The following is a 21,282-nucleotide window of genomic DNA, read 5'->3' as shown; positions in this document are numbered from 1 at the left end:
GTAATAGTTTATTTAATTACCGCCATTATTATTTTTGAGGCCAAAAAATGACAGAAACCCTGAAAGCTTATCTTGATCTAATACGTGCTCATTTTCTTCCGGCCTGGCCCCTGGTTTCCTGCTCTGGGTTGGTGCTCGCTTTTGCAAATTATGGTGGTTTTTCCTGGGAGTTGACTATTAAGGTTGCTCTGATGGGTCTGCTTGGGTTTGAAGCCGGTTTTATACTTAATGATTATGTTGACAGGAATAGAGATAGACTTGATGTAGAGAACACCCTTACAAGGTACTGGAGACCCTTTAAAGAGAGGCCTATACCTTCAGGGAAAATTTCTTCAAAAAATGCCTTTTCATTGTTTATCCTGCTCGTAGCAGTCATTTCAATCTTGATTCTCACACTTCCATATCCAAACTCTTTATACGTGTTCGCGATTATGCTGTATTCTTACGGCATTGAGGCTTTTTACCAGATAAAAAAGAGAAATCAGAGATATCCGATTGCACAGCTTTTGGGCAGGACGGATTTTACGCTTTTTCCGGTGGCAGGTTATCTATGCTATGGGCAGCCAGACAAGACCATGCTACTTTACATGGTTTTTTTCTATCCCTGGACTATGGCTCATCTGGGATTGAATGACTTTATAGACCTGAAAAACGATCGCGCAAGAGGCATGAAGTCAATAGCCGTACTCTACGGTAAAAAAGGAACAATGTACTGGATTACAGGTTTTACGGTCTTGCATTTCCTTGCAGCTTTTTTCTTTCTCAAGGAACTTGGAGATATTGCTCTCTACGGTTTTCTTGCAGGTTTTGTACTCCTTGCAGGGGCAAACCTTTACTTGTGGAAAGAAAAAAGTCCGGGCGCCGGAATGAAGATACTGCCTGTTTACCACGGAGCTCTGGTAATCTATGCGGTGTCGATTATTCTCAACTTTATATACTGACCCAAGCTGTTCTTTCTCAGTCTGGCTCTTTCTAACCTTCTCTCCAGCTTTTTTCAAGCTTCCCTTTAATTCTTAATTTTTCCTTCTGCAAAGCCTCAAAGTATGGCAGCGCAGACTTCCCCCTCCTGCAAGCAGGGCATCCGGATGAAAAGGAATAATCTCAATACCTTCATTTTCAAGGATTTTCCTGGTTTTCTGATCAAGTGCGGTATCGTAGTGAAAAATAGTTCCGCTTTCGAGAGGAACAAAAGAACAGGCTAGACGGCTTTGCTCGGAATCCGAAACAGAAATAATTTTCATCCCTTTTTCCCACATGAAAGCTTTAAAATCGATTTCTTCTCTGGTACCTTCTGTAAACAGGCAGCTTTCCTCAAATGCAGGCAGATAAGCAAGGGCAAGGTCTTCCCTTATCCTGTTAAAGACAGTATCAGGGTGCATGTATCGCCTGGCTTTCGGAACCCGGACGTAAATAACCTCACTGAATTCTTTAAGAATGTTTGAAACAAATTCCCTTATAAATGGGTAAGTGTGCCTTTCCGTATCAGCTACAAAGACCATCTCTTTTGAGATCAGGAGACAGCCTTCGAAAAACCCCTGCCCTCCATTGAATTCGCTGAGAATAGGAATCCCCAGATTACTCAGGGCTTCCTTTACAACAACCTCTTCTTTCTCCCTGGCAGGCGGGCGCATTCTTGATAGAATAGCCCCTTTTCCGGAGATAACTGCGGTATCATGCAAAAAAGTTAGATTTGGCATCTTCGTAATTAAACCTGTATTTTTATCCACATAATCTTCAAGTTCATAGACCCTGACACCGTTTGATTCCAGCAACTCCTGATAAGCTCTATGCTCTTTAATATACCCTGAAATTTCAGGAACCTTATCGTATAGCCAGTGTTTATAGTTTGACTCGTTGAGCAGAGAAAGTTCTTCCCCAGGCGTATGCATCAGTACGCTTTTCAGCCTTCCAAGTTCCTCGCATCCGTAAGCGATACCTTGCCCTGCTTTTTCGGCCTTTTTCAATTCATCTATCTCGCAGCCCATACTCTGAACTTCCCTTTTGATCCATGTTCTCAGATGCGTTTTTTTGCAAGTATTATGGCATTTGCCCGGCCTTCACTCAGGAAAGCCTTGAGGATCTCAAATCCGCAAATCTCAAGGAAAGCCGTAATCTGGTCATATGTATATTTATAAGTAAAACCCATATGGATGACGTCTCCTTCCCTGAAGCCTATGGTTTCTGCCCCGATTGTGAGTTCAGTATCCTTAAGGATATACAGACTCTTTCTGGTTCTGTATACTCCCCCTATCCTTGAGTTTACATGAGCAAGCAAAAGCTCAAAGTCGAAATCCTCAGGAGCCATTCCATAATGAAGTAGGGGATACATATTGAAGAGGGCATTCTCTCTTGACGCATACGTGCCCAGTACGGATCTCCTTGCAGATTGCGCCTCCGTGCCCTCAGAGGGTAGCAGGTTGGCGTCGAAGAAAAAAAGGTCCCCCTGCTCAAGATTTTCACGGACAAGCTGAAGAATGAATTCTGGCTCGTAATTGCAAAAGGTATTTCCCAGAATGCAGAAAAGGACCGGTAGACGCCAGTTCTTTTTAAGGGTTGACATATCCTCTATGAAGCCAACTATTCCTTTCTTTTCGACAGGCAGGTTCTCTACCTTTTCAAGGGCGATATCCACTAATTCACTGTTTATATCTATAGGGTAATAGCGTATCGACACTTTTCCTGAGGCCGGGTTTTCAGCCAGATTTTTCCTTACAAGAGCTTCGAGGAAAATTCTCTCCTTTTCCCCGTTTCCCACTCCCACACTTACGAGACTCATGCCTGTAGGAATAAATCTCACTATTGACTCAAGGTTTTTCTCCAGAAGGACTTTAAGTTGCCTAGCTACAGGAAACGTCTCAGCCCCGTCAAGTTTCAGCCAGTTCTTCGCTCCGCCAGCGCCTGTGTAGAGGAGATAATCAGGTAGTTCGCGATTCTTAAGACATTCACAGAGTTTTCCTTCTAGATTCTTCTTACTACTGGTAACTACTATCTTCTCCTTATTTTCCGAAACCTGCTCAAATTCCACTTTTTCTGTACTGTTCAATTTCTCACCTTATCCTCGAATTCTTTAACAGCACATGCCTTCCTTAGATCATTTTTTCCGGCTTATTGCTTGAGCTCTATTCTTGCCATTTTGTCGCTTATTTAAAACACTGCTGGCATTCCATTCTGAGGGCTTTGAGCGGGTCGACACCACTGTTTATTCCAACGCTGTAAGCATATCCGCGGCAGCCTATGCACTCTTTCAGATGCTCACAGTTCCCACACCTGCCCTCAAGTACTTTATCGATATTTCGAACATATGTGAAGAGATCGGAATCATAAATCTCCCGAAGGCTCATTTTATTTACATTATAGGGATATTCCCCGCCAACTCTAAGTGCAGGATGTTCGTCCAGCTTTGTAGGCGCACAGGGCCGGACATTTCCTTCTATATTGATATACAGGCTGTAAAGATGCTGAAGGCAGCCACTTGCAGTAATTGGCGTATAGGGCAGCCAGTCGTACCCGTAGTATTTCCGGTCTATTTCCAGGAGTTTTAATTTATATTCTTTTATTTCGTCAGCTGTCAGCAGCTTATCCTCTAGTTCATCGTTTGCCCTGCCTGTCGGCGTTAGAATTTCCATATTGGGAAAAATGTTGTTTTGCCTGCAGAAATGCCAGATCTCCTCAATTTCTTCCAGATTCATTTTATTACTGACGAAAGAAACTCCCAGACGGAGTTCTCCAGGTCCCGCAGGTTTTGAAAAGCCTGCTTTAAGAAGGTTTCCAAGCCCCTGTCTAAGGTCTTCGGAAGCCCCTTCTCTTCCTGCCAGGTAATCCTGAACCTCAGGCTTAAGGGAATCTAGCTTTCCCATTACTGAGGCATTGTGTTTATACAGGAATCCTGCAAGCTCTTCTGTCATCAGAACAGTATTCGAAAAAATCACTGGAATTATTTCCAGGGAATCAATATAGGCTATTAAATCCCTGAAATTTGGGTAAAGGGTCGGCTCTCCTCCCCCTATCACGACCACAGACCTGATCCCGAGTTCTTTTGCCTCCTAAATAATACGCTTGAGATTATTAAAATCGGCTATTTTTGTCGAGTCTTCCCCACTCTGTGCATAGCAGTAGCGACAGTGAAGATTACAGGATTTGTTCGTTTCAAGGCGTATGGCTAAAAGCCTGTTTGAGTTCCGTGCCTGATGGGCTTCCCGTGCCCCGTACATGTACCCTTTCAGTACCGGAGGCAGTGAAAACAAGCTTAATGTATCCAGGTTCTTCGATTCTTCATCCCACATATTAAAATGTATATTTGACGTTCCTTATCAAATTACAAGAAACTAAGTGATACTTTCGGGCACATACAGTTAATTTTATCAAAGGTGATACTCTCATCCTCTTTTCAAGCTGTTCGCTGTCCCTCTTTTCGGGATTTTTCTAGAAACCTAAATATGCTGCGGCTGTTCTTACCGGGGAGTTGCTCCATTTTTCCAGGGATTTTTTGTTAAGTTTATTATACCTTTCAGCCTTATTCTATTCCGGAATGTTTGAGGAAATCCGGGTTACGAAAGCCCTGAACAAAATAAAGGCAACTAGCAGGCTCAGGTTACCATACTCCTGGGATCTGAATATCTACAGGGGATGCGAACACGGTTGCAACTACTGTTACGCGATGTATTCTCATAGTTATCTTGAAAAAGAAAAGAAAGAAGAAAATGACTCTTTTCCGGTGAAAGAGCTTTCAGGGAGAGAAGACTGTGCCTTTTTTCAAAAAATTTACGTAAAAATGAATGTTGCAGAAGCTCTTGAAAAGCAGCTTGCAGCACGAGGCTGGAATAAGGAAGTAATTAATATAGGCGGGGTCTGCGATAGTTATCAACCTGCAGAAGCAAAGTATGAGTTGATGCGTAAGGTTCTGACACTGATGATTAAATACCGAAATCCGGTCACTATATCTACAAAATCGGATCTCATCCTTAGAGACTATGACCTTCTTTCAGAACTTGCTGAACTAACATCTGTAAATGTCGCAGTTACAGTTACAACAATGGACAAAAAGATAAGCTCCTTACTGGAACCCCTGGCTTCGTCTCCTGAAAAACGGTTTTCAGTTCTGAGGACTTTTAAAAACACAGCCACTATTACCGGAATCCATATGATGCCGATTTTTCCTGTTCTTACCGACAGCCCTCAGAATTTAGAGCAAATTATGTCTCTTGCAGCCGAATGTGAAGTGGACTACGCCTTGCCTGGCGTTCTCAACCTCAGGGGCGAAACCAGAAAGCATTTCTTCGATTTCCTTGAGCTTAACTTTCCCGAACTTGCGGACCCGTACCGCAAATTGTATGCAAAAGGAGGAGTTGAAATAGCCTATAAAGCTAAACTTTACGGAATGCTCAACTCTCTTATGGAAAAATACCATTTGTCCGGGGACTATATGAAACCCATGCAGGCAAAACTTTACCATTCGAAACAGCTCAAGTTAACGGATTTTTCAGGAAATAATTTTTGATTTTTGCGTAGGTACTGCCGTATTAATACCTTCCTATGTTGGTATTATTCCCGCTCTCCTCTAGTTCTGTTGAAGAGTTTGATGACAAGTATCCTGCACCAATACAGGAAGAGTTTGATTTCAGGCGATAATCATGCTTATTTTGGTTTACAAAGAGGGGATTTACATAGATATCAGTAGCTGAACTTGCATTTTTATAATTTCCACCCTCATTATTGTACAGACAGTTGTTTTCCAGCACAAAGGAATGCGTTTCAGGCAGATAATTAATCACTGCGTATCCTGTCCCGTCAGGGTCTTTTTTGCGCTTCTGGGTATCAATGATTATGTTGTCGCGGACAATCGTACTGTAACCTGTACCCTGAGGTGAAAGATCAACTGAGTTATCTGTGTCTTCGGAAGAAGGAGGATACATCTGAATAATGGCTCCATGATATACTCCGTCAAATACATTCCTTTCAACCAGGGTATCGTAGAACCCGCTGGTTACAATACCTCCTACCCAGTCAATACTGGGATTAGTACCTGTATCGTAGAGGGTATTCTCATAAATGTGGACATTTTGCGCCTCTTCCCTGGGATAAGCCTCTCCATAGCCTATCAGCCAGATTCCAGGGCCATAAGTATTATAGATGGTATTATTATATACCTCAATATCGCTGACGACACCTGTTGTTTTCTCAATCTGGATCCCAGAGCCGCCTGCGCTCCAATGATAAAAGGAATCTATTGCGTTATCATGGAATTTTACATGGTTTGAGTTCCAGACTCTAAGGCCGCTGTTGGTCCTGCAGGTGATTCTGTTGTTCCATGCCTCTACATTCAGGCAATCGATGGCAAAAAGACCGTCGTGTCCTAATTTATACACTCTGTTATTATAAAACTTGATATTAGAGCCTCTCTCCACTCTTAAGCCGTCTCCATGCCCATCGTGCATATACATATCATGAACGTCTATGTTTTTAGAGTCAAGGAATTTGATCATATTGTAATATCCTTGCCCTCTTTTTCTATCTTCGTTCTTGTCATGATTTCCATTTATTTCAAACCCTTTTATAGTGACTCCATAGATTCCATTGCTGTCCATCTGTGTTATCATGGGCTTGCCCACTGGCCAATTTGCGTTATCTTTGAGTTTTACTACGGCTGTATCATCTCCTTCTAAGATTATATTACTTCCAATTAGAATACTGTTAGAGATGACGTATGTGTTTGGACCTTTCAAATGGACGGTTGAGAACTGTGGATTTTTTGCAACATATTCAAGAGCTTGATTTATTTCTACCTGATCATCAATCCCATCACAGGTAAAGTTTCCACTTCCATCGCCAGTTACGTACACAGTATTGTTTGACGTCTTAGGGGAAATGTTGGACTCCATATTATTGAAAATGAATACTCCCAATACAATCAAGAATATAAGAATTACAGTGGAAAGTCCTATTTTTTTCTTGTTTTGCCTTAAGTACGTCAGATATTTTTCGTTCATTTTATTCCTTACTCTTAATTCTAAACTTCAGTCTTGAAAATTCATGAAAGAGAATTCTTGACCGGGTTTGAAAAATAAACTTGAGAACAGTTACTATTAATGAGTTTACTTCTCATCTCCTGCGCAGATGCAGGAAATATTACCTTTCAGGATTTCTTTCCAGTCCCCAATTACATCATGTGTCCAGCAGTCGTCGGCACCAGCGGCTTCTCGCATTACCAGGGCAAAGATATACGAAAGTTCCTTGACTGTACCCTGCTTCCAGGACACCTTTAAAATGCTTCAGAACGCAGGGTTTTGACCTGGTTTTGATGGAGAGAGCAAAGCAAATGGACTGATAGGTCTTTTCGTCTATCATCTTTTTTTCGGCGTAAAGCTGATCAATTTCATCCAGCTTCTGGGTAAACTCCGGAAAAAGCTCCTCAAGCATTCTCACTTCTATGGCTCCTTTTTATCGATGTGGCTTTGGCTTAAGCTGTTAAGATAATATCCATACTATGATTTTTATATTTAAGGATTAGTTCAAATTATTTTGAACTAATCTGACATTCCCAATATTATATTCTGTCCTGTAACCTGGTGAATATATGTACAAATAATGCATAATCAGGTAAATAAAAGAAAATAAAAGTTAGAGTACACGATACACATACGTTGACGAAGCGACTTACATATAACATAACTTCTACTTTTTTAGGCGCATAATGCTTTTCAATATATCTAAGAGGCCAGCTAATTGTGATTTTGTAACTTATCTTGCATCTAATACTCTTAAATCCAGTTTGAGGAGTGTGACTATGTCTTTTACTTTGTCCCATAAAGCCTCCGTATCTGGAGGATGCCTTAGAACAGACGAGTAAAAGAGTCATGAGCTGGAATTAGAGTCAAAATCGCTGCACTTAGAAGCTTCGGTACAGCTAAAAACTCGTGAAGATGCAATAAGAAAGTTGATGCATCAAGGTAAGTGCATTTAGGCGGATTTATTCATTCAACCCAGAGATTTTTTTTTTTTGATTATATTTATATTATAATATTGAAGAAAGTATTTTAATACAACTTACAGAAAAATGATTCAACCGCGTAAGCCCTATATATTAATTGCTCATTTAATTAGTAAGTTACTCTTAGATTTGAGTTACCTTTCGCTAGAAAGGTATGTCTGTTGTTAGACCATGCAAATGTTATACTAAACAGAGGTAAATCTTGATCAAAACTTAAATGAAGTCCTAGAATTTCATGAAAACAGAAAATCGCCCCGCGATTTAGAGCCTGTCCGAAAAGTGGCTATCTACTGTTGCTTTTAAAATATGCAAGATACAAAAATGGAATGGATGCTCGGATGTTTAGACCGATTATAACTTTTACAACATTCCGCTATTGACATTTCGGATAGCTCTATTTTCGGATAGCCCTAAACCGATATCTGTTATCTTCCTAATGTACTATATTCAATATTAGTTAAAGCATATGATTACATAGCCAAAGATTTCGTGGAGCTGGACTAAGTGAACCCGCTACGGCTAAAAAAGGAAATAGACACACTCAAAAAAGCAATAGATCCATTCACCTTTATATTTTGGATGTTTGCATCTGTGATTGTAGCCATTTTGTTGTTGGCGTTGAGACGAAAGAAGTCACCCTGATGAAAAATAATCCATTTTTTCTTTCCTTTTTATCCTGAAAATTATGTCCTGCAACTGCCGGGATTATCCTGGCATCAGGCGAAATTAATATTTAGAGACTTTCCTTTTTGTGCTGTTTTTGGAAAAAACCGTTTACCTCAACTATCTCGGTATGAGTAAATGAGTCCAGTAGTTTATGCTTTTCATTCGGATACTACAGGTTTTTAAGGATCTTATCAGAAATAAAGAATTTACAAATCTAACCATATTTATCGCGTTATGTACTTTAGTACGGCTTGCAGAAAGAAGATTCTTCAACCACCTAGGTCTATGGATGCTCAATCCGGCTTACTCGATCGACTTATTCTTAGTTCGTCTCTTATCTCTGCCAGTTTACCGCGAGCAGAATTATATTCACTTCTTAGATTTTCGATATCCGCTGGTATGGTTTTCATCCTTGCCTCTACCAGCTCCCTCATCTGTTCATTTTCAATCTCATCCGATAATTTGCAGCTTAAATCTTCTTTAATTTGTCCTACTTCCTCGATATATTCATCAAATTTATCTACTGAATCTGTCAGCTTTAATTCTCTGGCTACAGCCTCCAGGCTCTCGAATTCATCTATCAGAGCGTCCGCACTCCTATCCAGGTCATTCATTTTCTGTTCTAACCTGGTTAATCTGGACATTACATCCTGCTCAGCTAATTTGGACAATATATTTCCCCCTTAAATGCTACCAAAGAGATTATAGTTTACTATATTAACAATATAGATATTAAAGTCCTCTTTAGTTATTGAGCTTATCCCAAAACCAATTTCATTTCCATATCATTAAGAATTTCAAAAGTATTTTTTCAATAAAGGTCGATTGATTATTTCAAATTTGAGGATTAATGATAATTCGGAGTTAAGGATGAGCTCAACAATATATTTTAGTTGTTTTTGTAAACTGATGCCAAATTATACCATTTTTAGTTTTGATGTGAATTCCTTACCAGACATAACTTAATAGTCAAAATCGGTGTTAATTGACTCACTTTAGGGTATCTAAACAATTACTCCTTTTGATTTGTTTAAGCACCAACGAACTATAAGGTTACAAGGATTATTTGTATTAAAAGACCCTCTAAGTGAGTTGAGATACTTTTGTTTAATTTTGTATCCCAAAATGTTTTCACTTTAGACAGCTAGTCAAATATTGATTAGTAAGCCCTATTTTGCTAAGATTAATTTGTTACTTTTGTGTGTAGACAAATGCACTCAAAACCAAGCATCGAGATAAGCTTAGACTGAGTAACATAATAACAGTTTTACATATAAATATTTTTAAATATAAAGAGATCCAAAATAAACGCACTTGTTGGATAAAAAACGTCTAAGTGTACTATTTTGTACTATGTATAATTATATTAAAAACTATCTATGTTTATTTTTTGAAGGTGTGCGTAAAATTCGTTAATCAGTAAGAAAAAGTAAGCATATAAAATAAAACTACAGGTTTAGATAGAAAAAGGAGACATACAAAGGTGAAATATCAACAGATCAATGTTTTTAAGATAACATCGTTATGTTTGATTTTGTTTTTTTTTGGATTGATGAGTGCTTCTGTTACGCATGCTGAATCTTATACTTTTGTTACAAAGTGGGGTTCTCAAGGCAGTGGTGACGGACAATTTTCTAGTCCATCTGGTATTGTTGTCGGTTCTTCAGGCAATGTTTATGTTGCCGATACGTCCAATCATCGCATTCAGGAGTTTGACAGCAGTGGTTCATTCCTTACCAAATGGGGTTCTTATGGCAGCAGCAACAGCGGACCACTTTATAATCCACGAGGCATTGCTGTAGATTCTTCTGGCAATGTTTATGTTGCCGATACGTACAATAATCGTATCGTAAAGTTTGACAGCAGTGGGAAATGCCTTACAAAATGGGGTTCTTCAGGCAGCGGTGACGGACAATTTTCTAATCCAACTGGTATTGCTGTAGATTCTTCAGGCAATGTTTATATTGCCGATGCGAGCAATCATCGCATTCAGAAATTTGACAGCAGCGGAACATTTCTTTCTAAAATAGGTTCTGAGGGCACTGCTAACGGAGAATTTATTAATCCAGAAGGTGTTGCTGTAGATTTTTCAGGCAATATATATGTTGCCGATTCATCCAATAATCGCATTCAGAAATTTGACAGCAGCGGTGAATTTCTAACCGCGTGGGGCTCTTCTGGCAGCGGCAACAAACAATTTTATAATCCACAAGATGTTGCTGTAGATTCTTCAGGCAATGTTTATGTTGTCGATTGTGAAAATCAACGCATTCAGAAGTTTAATAGCAGCGGCAAATACCTTACCCAATGGGGTTATTATGGCAGTGATAACGGACAATTTTATTATCCACAAGGTGTTGCTGTAGACTCGTCTGGCAATGTTTATGTTGCCGATTATTATAACAATCGTATTCAAAAGTTTGATAGCAACGGAACATTCCTTAACACATGGGGTTCTTCAGGCAGCGATGACGGACAATTTTATTATCCAGAAGATGTTGCTGTAGATTCTTCGGGCAATATTTATGTTGCCGATACGTCCAATAATCGCATTCAAAAGCTTGATAGTAGTGGAACATTCCTTACCAAATGGAGTTCCTCTGGTAGTGACGGATATTTTTGTAACCCATATGGTGTTGCTGTAGATTCATATGGAAATATTTATGTTGCTGATACGGAAAATCATCGCATTCAGAAGTTTGATAGTAGTGGAACCTTCCTTACCCAATGGGGTTCTGAGGGCAGCGATGAAGGGCAATTTTCTCATGCATATGGTGTTGCTGTAGATTCTTCGGGCAATGTTTATGTTGTCGATCAGTACAATCATCGCATTCAGAAATTTGATAGCAGCGGAGAATACCTTACTCAATGGGGCTCATGGGGCGGCGGTCACGGACAATTTAATTATCCATGTGGTATTGCTGTAGATTCTTCGGGCAATGTTTATATTGCCGATACTAACAATCACCGCATTCAGAAGTTTAACCGCATCGGCAAATACCTTACTGAATGGGGTTCTTATGGCAACGATAACGGGCAATTTATTTATCCATGTGGTGTTGCTGTCGATTCTTCGGGCAATGTTTATGTTGCCGATCATGACAATCATCGCATTCAGAAATTTGATAGCAGTGGCAAATACCTTACCCAATGGGGTTATTATGGCAGCGATGACGGGCAATTTTCGTATCCACATGGTGTTGCTGTAGATTCTTCGGGCAATGTTTATGTTGCCGATACGGACAATAATCGCATTCAGAAGTTTGCTGTACAAGCAGTACTTCCTGTAGCAGACTTTTCTGCGACACCTACCTCTGGAAAAGCACCGTTAAATGTAATATTTACTGACAATAGCACAGGAACTCCTACCGTATGGGAATGGAATTTTGGAGACGGAGCAACTTCAATACAACAAAATCCGACCCATAAATATTCCAAAGCAGGAAATTACACAGTAGCACTGACAGTAAGTAATGCTGCAGGTAATAATACCGCAACAAAAACAGGTTATATAATAGTAATAGCAAAGCCGGTTGCAAACTTTTCTGCGACACCTACCTCAGGAATTGCACCATTAAGTGTTAGTTTTACTGACAGTAGCACAGGAATCCCTACTTCATGGAAATGGACTTTTGGAGACGGGACGAACTCAACAGACCAGAACCCAGCCCATAAGTATTCACAAGCAGGGAATTATACAGTGAAGCTGACAGCAACAAATGCGGCAGGCAGTAGTACGAAAACAAGAACAAACTACATAACAGTGACAGCGCCTGTAAAACCAATTGCCGCATTTTCTGCGAAACCTACCTCAGGAAAAGCTCCATTAACTGTTGCGTTTACGGATAAAAGTTCAGGAACTCCTACTGCATGGAAATGGACTTTTGGAGATGGAAAAACTTCAACACTTAAGAATCCAACACATAAATATTCACAAGGAGGAAATTATACAGTAAATCTGACAGCAACAAACGCGGCAGGCAGTAATACGACAACAAAAACAAATTACATAAAAGTGACAACAAGTACAAGACCAGGTATATACTCTGAAAACGAATAAATCATTGAATTGGGCCGTGTCCATGGGTTATTGATCAATTTCTAAAAAGCGAGTACATTTCTTACATTTGATGTAAATGTAGAAAAGTCCTTGTTTATATGGGTTTCAATAACCCAACCTTCCATTAGCTTAAATTGAAAAACGATAAAAAAGATCAAGCTAAAGGGGGTGTTTGGCCAGATTTGAGAGCCAACCTTCTGTTTGCATTTTTCAAGAACTGGCTCTTACAATCTAATTTTCTAACCTTGAGTCCAATTTATTCTAGGGAATTAGTCAAAAATAGCTTTTTATAATGTATTTTTTAATATCTCATGAATATGATTTCATTTATATTCGGTCAAGATACAAAATACAAGAAACATGTTATTTATGTTGCCATTTCTATAAACCTATAACTGTAAATCGGGATGCATATATGATTGCAGTAGTCATTTTAATATTAACAGATTCCTTAAACCGAATACATTAGTTTAGGGATAGGTTCATTAACAACTGAAGTCCTTCTTTATCTGTTAACAACAACAGTTTTTATATTCACAAATTCCCTGAGCCCATAGTGTGAAAGTTCTCGTCCCACTCCGGATTTTTTGATCCCGCCAAAAGGCAGTCTCGGATCGGATTTAATCATTCCGTTGATAGATACAGATCCGGATTTTATTCTTTTTGCCAGCCTTTCAACCCTATCCAGGTCTCCAGACCAGATTTTCGCCCCAAGCCCATATTCAGTGGAATTTGCAATCTCCACGGCCTCATCCTCATCCTTTACCGTGATCACCGGAGCAATAGGCCCGAAAACCTCAGTCCTGCATATTTCCATATCCATACTGACTGCAGGGATCAGGGTAGGCCTGAAGAAGAAACCCTTTTTATGTTCTTCTCCGTAAACGTGAGGTTTTGCACCTTTCTTTTTTGCGTCTTTCAGGATCTTCTCAAGACTCTCGATAAATTCCTTCTTTGCAAGAGGTCCGATATCGGTTTTCTCATCCATAGGGTCCCCCAGTTTCAGTTTCTGAACCCTGAGTTCAAATGCCTCGATAAAATCCGCAACAATATCTTCTACGACAATTAATCTTTTGGCAGCGATACAGCTTTGTCCGGCATTTAGGAAACGAGACTTTACAGCTGCCTGTGCAGCCTTCTCGATATCAGCATCCTCAAGTACTATGAAAGGGTCCGAGCCTCCAAGTTCCAGTACTAAAGGCTTGATGCCTCTCCCTGCAAGTTTTCCGATTTTCGAGCCTGCGCCTACGCTGCCGGTAAGCGAAACCCCATCCACCAGTTCTTCTTTAAGAATTTGTATGGCAGTTTTTGAGTCAATTAACAGAGTATTAAATGCGTTTTCAAGAAATCCGGCCTCCAAGAAGACTTTTTCAACCTCCAGAGCTGATCTCGGCACATTTGATGCGTGCTTGAGCACACAAACATTTCCTGCACACATCGCAGGCACTGCAAACCTGAAAACCTGCCAGAACGGGAAATTCCAGGGCATTATCCCAAAAATTACTCCCAGAGGCTCAAAGGTTACATAACTTTTTTCAGCTCCGATATCCACAACTTCGTCCTTCAATAATCCAGCAGCGTTTTCCGCGTAATAGTCACAGAGCCTGGCACATTTCTGAACTTCGCTTTTTGACTGCCTGATAGGTTTTCCCATCTCTTTCGTAATAATTTCAGCATAAGTATCGGTATTCTCCCGAAGAATCTCGGCCGCAGTCTTAAAATGTTTTACCCTTTCTTCTACAGGCATTGAACCCCATACGGAAAAAGCCGCCCTGGATTTTCCAATCCGGGCTCTGCACTCCCCTATAGAAAAGGAATCATATGCCCAATTTACTTCTTCGGTATAAGGGTTAACGGACTTAAGTTTCATACTCTCCCCCAAAAAAGAGTTATTAGTAGTATTGGAATTTCCAGTATTATAAATTAAGGAGAAATAAAATTAGGAGAGGAAGATATATGTTAAATTTGAATGTAGAGATATTCTGTTTTTGGGAGAAGACTGGCTGCCTATTCAAATAACTACATAACTCCTGTACAGATTATTTCAACACTCCATTTTTCCAGAAAAAGGGCTTGCAAGGGTTTCTTTCGAACTTATTAAATACGCCTGGGAAAAGCGCAGGGTACTTTGCTTCTCCAAGGCGGATACAGAACATTCTTTCCGGACAAGCCGAGCCTCCGCCAAATCCGATGACAACAAAGAAGGGAAGCCTCTTTTCCCTTGCAAAATCCTGATAACGTTTTAATTGCTGAGGATCGGACCACTGGAGTTTACCCTCAAACAGGCCAGACCTGAACTTACATTCAACGCAAAAAACTTCGTCTTTCGGTAAATAACGGACAATAAGATCCGGACCGACATCCGATTCCACAAATCTGTCGTGCTTCCGCGTAATGTCTGTGCTCCATTGCACAATCGAGAAGTATTTGTCGTCAAAAAGATTCACAACATATTTTTCAAAATCATTTCCCTTTTCTACGGATTCATCCTCTTTCAAGACCTCAACTGCTCTTTTAAGTTTGCCAATAAGTCCCGTGATAAAAACCCCAAACAGTGTATATAAACAGATTATGTTTCATTATTTTAAAATATATCGGCAATTCCCATACAATAGAAATTTCGGCAATTCCCATACAATAGAAATTATTTCAATACTCCATTTTTCCAGAAGAATTTCTTTTTTGAATTGCGTTCAAATTTCTCAACAAGCTCTGGAGAAAGTGCAGGGAACTTTGCCTCTTTTAGGGGAATGCAGAACATTCTTTTCGGTTTTCTGGCTTTACCGCCTAGTCCTATTATAACATAGAACGGAACCCTGTTATCTTTTGCAAAAACCCTGTATCTTCCAAGCTGTTTGGGTGCTGACCACTGGAGCTTACCTTTGAAGAGTTTGGATCTGAATTTGCATTCAACACAAAAGATCTCATTTGTGGGCCTGTAGCGGAATACAAGATCCGGGCCGCAATCGGATTCGACAAACCGTGTATGTTTCCTAGCCATATCGGTCGTCCACTGCACAATGGAAAAATATTTTTCATCAAAAAGGTCCACAACATATTTTTCAAAATCGTCTCCTTTTTGCTCGGATTCGTTTTCAAAAATTACCTCGATAACTTTTCTTAGCTTTCGGAATAAACCCATAGTTAACCACTGGCATTTTTGTGAAAATATTGAAATATTTCAGTGTATTTATAAATGTGATGGTGTGAACAGGGAAAATAGTGCGCAGTGGGCTGAAACATGAAAACTATTCATAGCAGCTTTTTATACTGTAGTCAGGCAAACCTGAACACGGACTCAAATTTTCCAGCGATTTCCCACAAATCTTTCCCATAAATTTTCTACAAATTTACCCAGAAATTCTTCCGGAAAACCTTAATCTAAAAAAAGGATATACTATATTGGGGATAAATTTAAAACTTGAAAAAAATAATCAAAACTGAATTAAAGTGCAGGATTTTACGCCTATGGGGAGAGGGCCGAGAAATTACGAGGAGAAGCTGATAACTCCGGAACAAGCAGTTGAGCTTATAGAAGAGGGCTGGAAGCGAGCAGACCTGCATGTTCATACAACCTGTTCCTTTGACGTGCTTCCTGTAAGAGACCTGCACCCGGAGAGCCTTTATGAGAAGGCTCTAAAGATGGGAATGGATTACGTAACATTTACAGACCACGATACCATTGATGCATATGAAATTCTCGGGTGGAACTGTGAAAAGCTTGTCCCTGGGGTTGAAATAAGTGTATATGACCCGGAATTTGCAGGGCATTCGCTGCATATTAATATTTTCGAGCTTGACAGGGAAGAGTTCCTTGAGCTTATGGAAATTGCGGAAATTGAACATGACCTGAAAAGCTTTATCAAATACCTCAGGCGGCATAACCTTCCTTTTATTTACAACCATCCTTTCTGGTTTGAGTTTCACAGTGAACCGAATCCGTCTTCAGTCCCCAGGTTAGCAAAACTTTTCCCTGTACTTGAATACAATATGCACGAACTCAGGCAGAAAAACGAACTTACAATTGCTCTTGCGGAGAACTTTGGCAAAGGTATTGCCGCAACGACCGACACTCATACTGGGAGCCTCGGGAAGGTATATACCCTCGCGAAAGGAGAGGATTTCAAAGAGTTTTTCAGAAACATAGAAAAGGGAAAAAGTTACATAGTTCCCGAAGACCTTACCAGAGAGCTTTTGATCGACGAAATGAATACCTGGATCGATCTAATTTTTGAAAAAAGCCAGAAAAACAGGGACATAGAAAGCTACCTTACCGGGATAAAATCTCTGGATACGATGGTCAAAATATCCAGAAGCACCCTATTGAACTATTTCCCTGGCCTCAACAGGACGACCATGAACCTGTTCTATATGATCTCAAACACAGGACTTCCTGCATCAGTCTACATTCATTCGGCAGAGAATCTGGCAAGGGAAATAGAAAGACAGATTGAAATTGAGAAGCAAAACAAAGTATAAAAAACCAGTTGAAGAAAAAATATAAGTTTGAATAGGAGAAAAGGAAAAAGACAGTAAAAATTGGGAAAATAAAAGAAGGAAAATTCAAAAGAAATCCAGAATCTTTTCAGGGCTTTCAAGCACGGTAATTCCCTGCAAGCTTTTTACAATTTCAACATTGCGCATATCCACATCCCGAACCAGGACTTCGACAGGTCCGCCTTTAATAGCTTTATAGGGACAGAGTTCCTTGCAGATTCCGCAGCCCTTGCACTTCAGAAGATCTATCTGGTCTGTGAAACCGTTTTTCTCAGTGATTGCTCCCTGAGGACAGTTTTCTCTTGGAGGGCAGTCCTCGCAATGCTTACACTGTTTTCGGTCAATATTATAGGGCATTTCGGACACGATTGAACCTTCAATATCCACGGGCACAATGTAAACAGGCACTCTTCCTTTCACAGCCTGGGCAACGGCATTGGTAACAAGGGAATCCGCAATCCCATAAGCGATTTTCGAAACCGTGTTTGAGGTTGCAGGCGTGACAAATAGGACATCATATCGGTCAAGAGTGAAACGCCCAACCTTCGGAGAACTTGAACCCTGTTCGCTTTCCCGGAAAATTTCTTCAAGGTATTCCCCTCCAGAGATTTTAACAAGCTTTTGCTCAAGCCCGTACATGCGCAGCACCTCCTCTGCAGCCCTGGAAACAAATGTGTTTACGGAAACTTCAGGGTTTCTGAGCTTGATTTCCTTAAAGACCTGGTAACTGCGGTCCAGGAAATGCCCGGCACCTGTAATGCCCCACGCGATTCTCTGAAAACTCATGGAAAGAAGTCATGCCCGAGGAAGATAATATAATTTTCTAAAAAAGGTTCAGGGTAATGAAAACGAGAAGTCACAAACTTTAACTGAAGACGGAAGTTATAAACTTTATTTGGGGAGCAGTCACAGCTAAACGATAACAGTTAAACAATGACAGCTAAATAAATTATTCACAGCCCCAGTACCTCATAAAGCAATTTCATAGCCTTTTTTTCGTTTTCTCCTCCACACTTGGAAGCCAGCGATTCATAGTGACGGATCAACTCGAGATACTTTTCTTCTCCTGTAAGCTGGTATCGGGTCGCATGGACAGTCGCCTCAAGCACTGCGTTGAATCCCCTGTTGGGTACAGGCAGGCTTTTCCAATTAGCTTCGTTGAAACCTGCTTTTATAGGAGTAAGGTCTGCCACAAGAGCATGATCTGTATTCTTAAGATCAGTACATTCGAAAACGACCCAGGCTGAAGCTGTTTTCAGGATTGGAAAACTGAGCCCGTGAACAGGCACATAGTCAAACTCGGAGGGCTCAAGATCGAAAAAAGTTGAACGCACAAAAAGTAAGGGATCGTACACTATGTTTGAGGCCAGATGCTTTTCTTTAGAGACGTTGGCCCAGGTGTGGGTGCCTTTGAAAAGCCGGACAAAAGTCCTTCCTCCTTTTACGATTATTCCGATAGGGGCAGCGTTTGGGGATTCCAGGCCCGTGCTAATAATTGTTTCGGAAATGCCTTCCCTGATCCCGAATGAAGACAGATCGACAGCTGAAGATTCGCTTCTGTTTTTTCCGCATTCAGGAGAAAATCCGGTCAAAAGCGCAGTCCCCCCAGAAGGACAATGAAAAGCCCGGCTATGATGATATCGGCTGTTGAACCCGGGTTGATTCTCTTCTTGAGAAGTTCAGAGTCAAATTCCCGTACAGCAGGAAGCAAAACTGCAAAGTCTCTGGTGGTATTACCTGAAGATTCAGTATTACCTGAATCCTCCTCCCAGGCCGAGAGAATCTCGCCCGCCCTGGATGAAACATAATCTGCAGTATCTGTATCGAATTTGGTCTCAATGAAAGTATCCCTGTGCCGGGACAGCAATTTTAGGAAAGTGTATACGATAGCTTCGTTGATACCTGTGCCTGAACAGTTCGAAACTGAGTTCTCAGCTTCTGGATTTTGAGCCTGCATGAACTCAATTATGCTTTTTGCTCCCTCAAGGCAGCGTCCGAAGCCTGAGACCCATTCATTTGCAATCAGGTCATACCCTCTGGCAATATCCATAAGCTCGTAAAGGGTGACTTCCTGGGTCCTTAATTCGGCTGTTGACTCGGGGTCTCCAAGGCTGAATTCATCCACACTGTTAACCCTGACCCCTGCCACTTCGAAAGCCCTGTAGAACTCGACAGCGTCCTCACAGTCTGTCGCCTGAACAAAAGCATGTGCATGCGCAGCAAGGGCTTCGAATTCTTCCGGTAAGAGTTTATATGGGGCTTTTCCGCGTGAATTGAAGAGTTCTCCTGCAGCCATTGAAAGAGGGATAAGTAGCAGAAAAGCGCCGAAATGAGTATTTCCTCCTTTCTGCCAGGCAGAGCTCTCGCAAACCGCACTTCTGATAAGGGCACCTATACCGTTCCTGCTTCTTGCAGCCAGCTCGAGAACAGGGTAAACGCTTACCGAAGATGCTATAAAATGCTCAAAACAGGTATCAGGATAGTTATGCTCCCTATCGACGTTTCCTGGCTTGGGAGAGGCAGAAACCTCAAGTAGCATAGCAAGCTGGGCACAGCGGGCAATAAAACTTGAAATCTGTGGGTTTTCTGCCAGTTGAGGTATCTGGCAGGTAAAACCAGTATTAATGGGATTCATTTACCGGAATTCTGGCATGATCCAGTATGTAATTTGCCAGTTGCTTTTTAAGCTTCATGTATTCTGCGTCAGAGAGCTCAATTGTGTTTAACACTCCATCTCTGATCCAGCAGGGCTTGGTGATTTTACAACACCAGACAAGACTTCCGAAGCACGTGTCCTCTCCGTATTCCAGCATTGTGCCTTTCGCAAAGTCAAACTTTGTCCTGGCAAACTCCTCTGCCGTATATCCCAGTTTTCGGAACTTTTGATGTACAGGACAGGGTTTTACAGGCAGACAGCAGAAAGCCAGCCCCCTGAAGTCCCCTTCGCTGCAAACGTGCTTGGGAGCATTATACCAGCCTATTGACTGCTGGTAAGAGGTAACGTTATCTACCAATTCGTGTATAAGCCCGGAATTTTCAAGGACTCCCCTTGCAGCGGAGACCATATCGGCTCCTCGGGTAAACATTTCCTTTGCGGCCTCAAAGTCCTTTACCGAATTGTTTCCGATCAGGAAGAGCCTTGTAGCGTCCCTGTAGTTAAGGATTGCATCAAGATCTACACCGAAACCTTCCATTCCGGCATCAACATGTATGATATCCGCACCCGCCTTATCAATAAGCCTCGCAAGTTCGATATCATCGACCACGTTTGCCCTTACTTTTACTGAAAGCACAACTTCGGTTTCCTTTATGGCCCGAATCCAGGCCGAAAGCCTTGGAAGATCGTGGAGAAGAGCTTCTCCCAGCCCGATTTCGAGCATTTCAGGCTGCCTGCAGTGAGCGTTTAACTCAAGGATTGCTCCTTCTTCTTTGACAACTTTTGCAGCTTCAATTAGGGGTTCAAGTGTAGTACTCCTGACATTTACCGCAACGGCACTCCCGGACGTTACTGCCCGGATTTCCTTTTTTATAAGTTCTATAGGTTCATCGGAAATGAACTCTTTTCTACCCCGGGCTACGAGGGCTGAAGCAACAGCTATTGAAGCCTTATCCAGATTGAAGGCTCCAAGAATTACCAGCCCTGCATTGCTTGCATACTGGTTGGCAAAAGCACTATCGACAATTCCTGCCATAGGCGCCAGTGCAATAGGGTTTTTAAAACGGACATATCCAATATGCAAATCGAACAGACAATCACTCATGTTTTACCTCTTGAAAATAAGCCTGCAAACTGAAAGGAATTATAGCTACTGCCCGATATTAAAGTACCGATAATCTTTTTTCGGACAAGCTTTGGAGATGGAAAGAGTCCATCCATAACTTACGAATTATAATGCATATATATTAATATTTGGACGCATCCTAAACACATAAAATTTATATAAACAATAAGGAAAGGATGAACCTGTAACCGCCCAAAGAAGAAAGTAAAATGTGTTGGCATCAAATAAAAGTATTATACTATTTATGCGAAAAAACTTTATTAGTCGTAAAATTCTATTCGATCTTAAAA

Annotated in this window: 18 protein-coding genes; 4 read left to right on the top strand and 14 right to left on the bottom strand. The window is 40.9% G+C overall.

Annotation, left to right across the window (positions count from 1 at the left end; translation table 11 throughout):
- The first annotated feature begins 47 nt into the window (after positions 1 to 47).
- A complete protein-coding gene (locus BP621_RS05390) occupies positions 48 to 941 on the top strand; it encodes a prenyltransferase (RefSeq protein ID WP_292388374.1) in 894 nt (297 codons plus the stop codon).
- A 72-nt stretch (positions 942 to 1,013) separates the two neighbouring features.
- Here BP621_RS05390 and BP621_RS05385 read toward each other — a convergent pair whose 3' ends face one another.
- The 4 genes from BP621_RS05385 to BP621_RS05370 all read right to left on the bottom strand — a co-directional run bounded on the left by BP621_RS05385 (position 1,014) and on the right by BP621_RS05370 (position 4,283).
- Complete coding sequence (locus tag BP621_RS05385; RefSeq protein ID WP_292388372.1) at positions 1,014 to 1,985, bottom strand: dimethylarginine dimethylaminohydrolase family protein; 972 nt, start codon at positions 1,983 to 1,985, stop codon at positions 1,014 to 1,016.
- Positions 1,986 to 2,014: 29 nt separating this feature from the next.
- Positions 2,015 to 3,043: an L-histidine N(alpha)-methyltransferase gene (locus tag BP621_RS05380; RefSeq protein ID WP_292388371.1), complete on the bottom strand. Its 1,029-nt coding sequence runs from the start codon at positions 3,041 to 3,043 to the stop codon at positions 2,015 to 2,017.
- A gap of 97 nt (positions 3,044 to 3,140) precedes the next feature.
- Positions 3,141 to 4,025 (bottom strand): radical SAM protein, encoded by an 885-nt coding sequence (locus tag BP621_RS05375; RefSeq protein ID WP_349682048.1) that lies wholly within the window; start codon positions 4,023 to 4,025, stop codon positions 3,141 to 3,143.
- 18 nt (positions 4,026 to 4,043) lie between these two features.
- Positions 4,044 to 4,283 carry a hypothetical protein gene (locus tag BP621_RS05370; protein ID WP_292388368.1) on the bottom strand — a complete coding sequence of 80 codons (240 nt, stop codon included), beginning with the start codon at positions 4,281 to 4,283 and terminating at the stop codon, positions 4,044 to 4,046.
- A gap of 245 nt (positions 4,284 to 4,528) precedes the next feature.
- Here BP621_RS05370 and BP621_RS05365 point away from each other — a divergent pair, with 245 nt between their 5' ends.
- Positions 4,529 to 5,497 (top strand): SPL family radical SAM protein, encoded by a 969-nt coding sequence (locus BP621_RS05365; RefSeq protein WP_292388366.1) that lies wholly within the window; start codon positions 4,529 to 4,531, stop codon positions 5,495 to 5,497.
- Between the two features lie 22 nt (positions 5,498 to 5,519).
- Here the strand turns inward: BP621_RS05365 and BP621_RS05360 are convergent, their stop codons facing one another.
- The 3 genes from BP621_RS05360 to BP621_RS05350 form a co-directional block, all read right to left on the bottom strand.
- A complete protein-coding gene (locus BP621_RS05360; protein WP_292388364.1) occupies positions 5,520 to 6,986 on the bottom strand; it encodes a right-handed parallel beta-helix repeat-containing protein in 1,467 nt (488 codons plus the stop codon).
- A 175-nt stretch (positions 6,987 to 7,161) separates the two neighbouring features.
- The gene (locus BP621_RS05355; RefSeq protein ID WP_292388362.1) at positions 7,162 to 7,422 is read right to left on the bottom strand and encodes a carboxymuconolactone decarboxylase family protein; all 261 of its coding nucleotides are present in this window, start codon (positions 7,420 to 7,422) and stop codon (positions 7,162 to 7,164) included.
- Between the two features lie 1,524 nt (positions 7,423 to 8,946).
- Positions 8,947 to 9,324: a hypothetical protein gene (locus BP621_RS05350; protein ID WP_292388360.1), complete on the bottom strand. Its 378-nt coding sequence runs from the start codon at positions 9,322 to 9,324 to the stop codon at positions 8,947 to 8,949.
- Positions 9,325 to 10,136: 812 nt separating this feature from the next.
- Between BP621_RS05350 and BP621_RS05345 the strand changes: the two genes are divergently transcribed.
- A complete protein-coding gene (locus BP621_RS05345; protein ID WP_349682047.1) occupies positions 10,137 to 12,713 on the top strand; it encodes a PKD domain-containing protein in 2,577 nt (858 codons plus the stop codon).
- A gap of 505 nt (positions 12,714 to 13,218) precedes the next feature.
- Here BP621_RS05345 and BP621_RS05335 read toward each other — a convergent pair.
- The 3 genes from BP621_RS05335 to BP621_RS05325 form a co-directional block, all read right to left on the bottom strand.
- Positions 13,219 to 14,583 carry an NAD-dependent succinate-semialdehyde dehydrogenase gene (locus tag BP621_RS05335; protein ID WP_292388359.1) on the bottom strand — a complete coding sequence of 455 codons (1,365 nt, stop codon included), beginning with the start codon at positions 14,581 to 14,583 and terminating at the stop codon, positions 13,219 to 13,221.
- 169 nt (positions 14,584 to 14,752) lie between these two features.
- Entirely contained in the window at positions 14,753 to 15,211 is a 459-nt protein-coding gene (locus BP621_RS05330; RefSeq protein WP_292388357.1) for a hypothetical protein, read from the bottom strand.
- A gap of 146 nt (positions 15,212 to 15,357) precedes the next feature.
- Positions 15,358 to 15,855, bottom strand: a complete 498-nt coding sequence (locus tag BP621_RS05325) for a hypothetical protein (RefSeq protein WP_292388356.1) — start codon at positions 15,853 to 15,855, stop codon at positions 15,358 to 15,360.
- Positions 15,856 to 16,244: 389 nt separating this feature from the next.
- Here BP621_RS05325 and BP621_RS05320 point away from each other — a divergent pair, with 389 nt between their 5' ends.
- The gene (locus BP621_RS05320) at positions 16,245 to 17,192 is read left to right on the top strand and encodes a PHP domain-containing protein (RefSeq protein ID WP_292388391.1); all 948 of its coding nucleotides are present in this window, start codon (positions 16,245 to 16,247) and stop codon (positions 17,190 to 17,192) included.
- An 84-nt stretch (positions 17,193 to 17,276) separates the two neighbouring features.
- Here BP621_RS05320 and BP621_RS05315 read toward each other — a convergent pair whose 3' ends face one another.
- The 4 genes from BP621_RS05315 to BP621_RS05300 form a co-directional block, all read right to left on the bottom strand.
- A complete protein-coding gene (locus tag BP621_RS05315; protein ID WP_292388355.1) occupies positions 17,277 to 17,996 on the bottom strand; it encodes a dihydromethanopterin reductase (acceptor) in 720 nt (239 codons plus the stop codon).
- A 167-nt stretch (positions 17,997 to 18,163) separates the two neighbouring features.
- Complete coding sequence (locus BP621_RS05310; protein ID WP_292388354.1) at positions 18,164 to 18,802, bottom strand: DUF447 domain-containing protein; 639 nt, start codon at positions 18,800 to 18,802, stop codon at positions 18,164 to 18,166.
- Positions 18,799 to 19,845 (bottom strand): triphosphoribosyl-dephospho-CoA synthase, encoded by a 1,047-nt coding sequence (locus BP621_RS05305; protein ID WP_292388353.1) that lies wholly within the window; start codon positions 19,843 to 19,845, stop codon positions 18,799 to 18,801. Before BP621_RS05305 ends, BP621_RS05310 begins: the two co-directional genes overlap by 4 nt.
- Positions 19,832 to 20,971 (bottom strand): methanogenesis marker 9 domain-containing protein, encoded by a 1,140-nt coding sequence (locus tag BP621_RS05300; RefSeq protein ID WP_292388352.1) that lies wholly within the window; start codon positions 20,969 to 20,971, stop codon positions 19,832 to 19,834. Before BP621_RS05300 ends, BP621_RS05305 begins: the two co-directional genes overlap by 14 nt.
- Positions 20,972 to 21,282 lie beyond the last annotated feature (311 nt).

This window comes from Methanosarcina sp. UBA5, from assembly GCF_002505485.1.
GTDB lineage: Archaea > Halobacteriota > Methanosarcinia > Methanosarcinales > Methanosarcinaceae > Methanosarcina.
Note: the sequence above shows the minus strand (reverse complement) of the source record. Positions and strands in the feature narration are given on the sequence as shown.